Annotated in this window: 4 protein-coding genes; 2 read left to right on the top strand and 2 right to left on the bottom strand. The window is 60.6% G+C overall.

All coding sequences use genetic code 11. From position 1 onward, the window contains the following. Positions 1-79: 79 nt before the first annotated feature. Complete coding sequence (dacB, locus tag NUV89_RS23515) at positions 80-1,540, bottom strand: D-alanyl-D-alanine carboxypeptidase/D-alanyl-D-alanine-endopeptidase (protein WP_257783204.1); 1,461 nt, start codon at positions 1,538-1,540, stop codon at positions 80-82. A gap of 237 nt (positions 1,541-1,777) precedes the next feature. Here dacB and NUV89_RS23510 point away from each other — a divergent pair, with 237 nt between their 5' ends. Continuing rightward, the gene (locus NUV89_RS23510) at positions 1,778-2,122 is read left to right on the top strand and encodes a YggL family protein (RefSeq protein WP_017739581.1); all 345 of its coding nucleotides are present in this window, start codon (positions 1,778-1,780) and stop codon (positions 2,120-2,122) included. 37 nt (positions 2,123-2,159) lie between these two features. On the opposite strand, the gene NUV89_RS23505 is transcribed toward NUV89_RS23510, so the two are convergent. Continuing rightward, positions 2,160-3,350 (bottom strand): benzoate/H(+) symporter BenE family transporter, encoded by a 1,191-nt coding sequence (locus NUV89_RS23505; protein WP_257783203.1) that lies wholly within the window; start codon positions 3,348-3,350, stop codon positions 2,160-2,162. 214 nt (positions 3,351-3,564) lie between these two features. Here NUV89_RS23505 and NUV89_RS23500 point away from each other — a divergent pair, with 214 nt between their 5' ends. After that, entirely contained in the window at positions 3,565-4,329 is a 765-nt protein-coding gene (locus NUV89_RS23500) for a GntR family transcriptional regulator (RefSeq protein ID WP_017739583.1), read from the top strand. Positions 4,330-4,411: the final 82 nt, after the last annotated feature.

Below are 4,411 nucleotides of genomic sequence, written 5' to 3'. Positions count from 1 at the left end.
ATAGCGGCGTGTCAGTCACAGATATGCAAACTGACACTCTGCCATCGCGGGCAAGTCCATACACACACTAGAGCCAGGGTCAGAGAACGGGCGCCGCCGCCGCCAGTTTCGGCTGGCGATACAGGTCCAGCAGCACTTGATCCAGCACCGACGAAGCGCCCCACGGCTTTGGATCGTTGAGGATTGCCACCACTGCCCAGGTGTTGCCGTTGTTGTCGCGGCTGAACCCGGCAATGGCGCGCACGGTGTTCAAGGTGCCGGTCTTGACGTGGGCCTCGCCGCGCATGGCGGTGGTCTTCAGGCGTTTACGCATGGTGCCGTCGGTACCGGCAATCGGTAGCGAGCTGATGTACTCAGCGGCGTAGGGGCTTTTCCAGGCGGCTTGTAGCATGGCGGCCATTTCGCGGGCGCTGACCCGCTCGGCGCGGGACAGGCCGGAACCGTTCTCCATCACCAGGTGCGGCGCGGTAATGCCTTTTTTCGCCAGCCACTGGCGCACGACGCGCTGGCCGGCCTTGGCGTCGTCGCCGTCGGCATCGTTGCGAAACTGTGCGCCCAGGCTCAGGAACAACTGCTGGGCCATGGTGTTGTTACTGTATTTGTTGATGTCGCGGATGATTTCCGCCAGGTCCGGCGAGAACGCACGGGCCAGGACCTTGGCGTCTTTCGGCACTGGCGCCTGGATATCTCGGCCCTGGATGCTGCCGCCCAGTTCCTGCCAGATCGCCCGCACGGCGCCGGCGGTGTAGGTGGCGTGGTCGAGCAGCGACAGATAAGTCTGCGAGCTGCAGCCATCGGCCAGTTGGCCGCTGACGGTGACTGTCACGCTGCCATCGGCGGCGGTGACCGGGTTGTAGCGCACATCGCCGGTGCACTGCTTGGTGTTGGACACCTTGACCTGGTTGTCGATACGGATGCTGGCAATCGGCGGCTCGACCGACACGATGACCCGGCCCGAGTCATTACGGGTTACGAAGCGCAGGGCCTTGAGGTTGACCAGCAGGGCGTCGGGCTTGACCAGGAAGGGCTTGTTCTCGTCGTTGCCGTCGTCATTGAACTCGGGCAATAGCGGTTGCTTGAAGAATGCACGGTCCAGCACCAGGTCGCCGGTGACTTGCTGCACGCCATTGGCGCGCAGGTCGCGCATCAGCAGCCAGAGTTTTTCCATGTTCAACTTGGGGTCGCCGCCGCCCTTGAGGTACAGGTTGCCGTGCAACACGCCACCGCTGAGGGTGCCATCGGTGTAGAACTCGGTTTTCCACTGGTGGTTGGGGCCAAGCATTTCCAGGGCGGCGTAGGTGGTGACCAGCTTCATGGTGGAGGCTGGGTTGACCGAGACGTCGGCGTTGAACACGGTGGGGGTGCCCGGACCGTTCAGGGGAATCATCACCAGGGACAGCGCGTTGTTTTGCAGTTTGGCTTTTGCCAGTGCCTGCTGGACGTTTGGCGGCAGGGTGTTGTTGACGGTGGCGGCGGTGGCGGAGAAGGCCAGTGGCAGAAGAAGACCGGCGAGGAGCAATGGACGCAAAGATTTGATCATAAAGAATAAAACCCTACTGCTGAGGAGGGTGAAAAAGGCGAGGGGTAAATAAGAAAAATCCCTCATTGGTCACGAAAGTGTCGGCATTATGCCCCAAGGTGGGGCCTCTTGTAGCTGAACGATAGCTGGAAATCGGCGTTTTTTTGCAGGCAATTTGCCGCCCGTCCCAGAGAGTCGGGCAATCGCCGCCTTAAACTGCTAAAGTGCCGCCCGTTATTACTTAAGAGGATTGTTCCAATGGCGACTAACCGTTCCCAGCGTCTGCGCAAAAAACTGTGCGTTGATGAATTTCAAGAGCTGGGTTTCGAACTGAACCTGGACTTCAACGAAGGCCTGAGTGAAGAAGCTATCGACGCTTTCCTCGAAGCATTCATCAACGAAGCCATGGAAGCCAACGGTCTGGGTTATGTTGGCGGCGATGACTACGGTCTGGTTTGCCTGCAGAAGCGCGGCTCGGTCTCCGAAGAGCAACGTGCGGCTGTTGAAGCCTGGCTGAAAACCCGTTCCGAGCTGACCAAGGCTGAAGTCAGCCCGCTGCTGGACGTGTGGTATCCGGAAAAGCCGATCAACGCGGCTAAGTGATACTGAAAAAAACGGCGACCTGAGGGTCGCCGTTTTTTTATGCCTTGCGCCAATTCAGAATCAGCAGCGTCAACACCCCCGCCACAATCCCCCAGAACGCCGACCCGATGGAAAACAGCGTCAAGCCCGACGCCGTGACCATAAAGGTAATCAGCGCCGCTTCCCGTTCCTTCGGCTCATTCATGGCGATGCTCAGGCCATTGATGATCGAGCCGAACAGCGCCAATGCCGCAATCGACAGCACCAGCTCCTTGGGCAACGCTGCGAACAGTGCCGCCAGCGTCGCGCCAAACACCCCGGCAATCCCGTAGAACACCCCGCACCAGACCGCCGCCGTGTAGCGCTTGTTGCGGTCTTCATGGGCGTGGGGGCCGGTGCAGATCGCCGCGCTGATTGCCGCCAGGTTGATGCCGTGGGAACCAAAGGGCGCCAGCACCAGCGACGCCAGGCCGGTGGCGGTAATCAACGGCGAGGCGGGCACGGTGTAACCGTCGGCCCGCAGCACCGCGACGCCCGGCATGTTCTGCGAGGTCATCGCCACCACGAACAGCGGGATGCCGATGCTGATGGTCGCGGCCAGGGAGAAGTGCGGAGTGGTCCACACCGGCGTCGCCACTTCCAGGTGAAAACCACTGAAATCCAGCAGCCCCATCAGCCCTGACAGTACGCTGCCGATCACCAGCGCAGCCAACACGGCGTAACGCGGCGACAGGCGCTTGATGACCAGGTAGGTGAAAAACATCCCCAGGACCAGGCCGGTGCGGTGTTGGGCGGCGACGAAGATTTCGCTGCCGATCTTGAACAGGATCCCCGCCAGCAAGGCCGCCGCCAAGGACGCCGGAATGCGTTTGACCAGCTTTTCAAAGCTGCCGGTCAATCCGCAGATCGTCACCAGCACCGCGCAGGTGATGTAGGCGCCAATCGCCTCGCCATAACTCACCCCGCCCAGGCTGGTAATCAGCAACGCCGCGCCGGGTGTGGACCAGGCGATGGTGATCGGCGTGCGGTAGCGCAGCGACAAGCCGATGCTGCACACCGCCATGCCGATGGAAATCGCCCAGATCCACGAGGAAATCTGCGCCGTGGTCAAGCCGGCGGCTTGTCCGGCCTGGAACATCAGCACCAGGGAACTGGTGTAGCCGGTCATCATGGCGATAAAACCGGCGACGACAGCCGACGGTGAGGTGTCGGCCAGCGGGCGCAGAGGCGCTTGGGTGGCATCGGTCATGGAGCGGCGTTCCTTCTACCTATGAAAAAGCGAATTCAAGCCTAAACTCAAACGTAACCACTCATTGCAATACAGCCGGAGCCACAAACAGCCGTACAGTGTGTTGGCGCATGCGGTTGTGTACAATGTGCCCTGTTTTTAGGTGATACTTGCCAGCAACACGCTGTTGCCGTATTACCGTTATTTCGCCGCCGTTCTCCCGACCCGAGTGCCCATGAACGAACAGTTGCAACCTCTCAAGAAACAACCGCGAGCCGGCAAGGCCGGTCGCAGCGGAACCCAGGACGATATCGTCTACGCGCATATCTTCGAGGCGATCCTCGAACAACGCCTGGCACCCGGCACCAAATTGAGTGAAGAGGCACTGGGCGAAATCTTTGGCGTCAGCCGCACCATCATTCGCCGCGCGCTGTCGCGCCTGGCCCATGAAGGCGTGGTGTTGCTGCGGCCCAATCGCGGTGCCGTGGTGGCCAGCCCGAGTGTCGAAGAGGCCCGCCAGGTCTTCATGGCGCGGCGTCTGGTGGAGCGGGCGATTACCGAACTGGCGGTGCAGCACGCCACGGCCGAGCAACTGGCCGAGTTGCGCCAGATGGTCAACGACGAGCGCGACAGCTTTTCCCGTGGCGACCGGGGCGCGGGTATCCGTCTCTCCGGCGAATTCCACCTCAAGTTGGCCGAAGCGGCGAAGAACGCACCGCTAATCAGCTTCCAGCGCAGCCTGGTGTCCCAGACGTCGTTGATTATCGCCCAGTACGAAAGCGGCAACCGTTCGCACTGCTCGTACGATGAACACACCCAGTTGATCGACGCGATCGAAGCGCGGGATGCGGTGTTGGCGGTGGATTTGATGATGCATCACATGGATCACATCGACAGCAAGCTCAACCTCGATGAGGAAAGCGCGTCGGATGATTTGCATGCGGTGTTTTCGCATTTGTTGCAGACCAAGAAGCCGGGGCGCTCTTCGGTCAAACTGTAATTACCCTGAATCACCGGGGACAAAAAATGTGGGAGCGGGCTTGCTCGCGAATGCGGTGGATCAGTCGAATCATCTGTGACTG

The sequence above is a fragment of the Pseudomonas sp. 18.1.10 genome (assembly GCF_024655625.1).
In the GTDB taxonomy this organism is placed as follows: domain Bacteria; phylum Pseudomonadota; class Gammaproteobacteria; order Pseudomonadales; family Pseudomonadaceae; genus Aquipseudomonas.
This window is presented reverse-complemented; position numbering and strand designations above follow the sequence as displayed.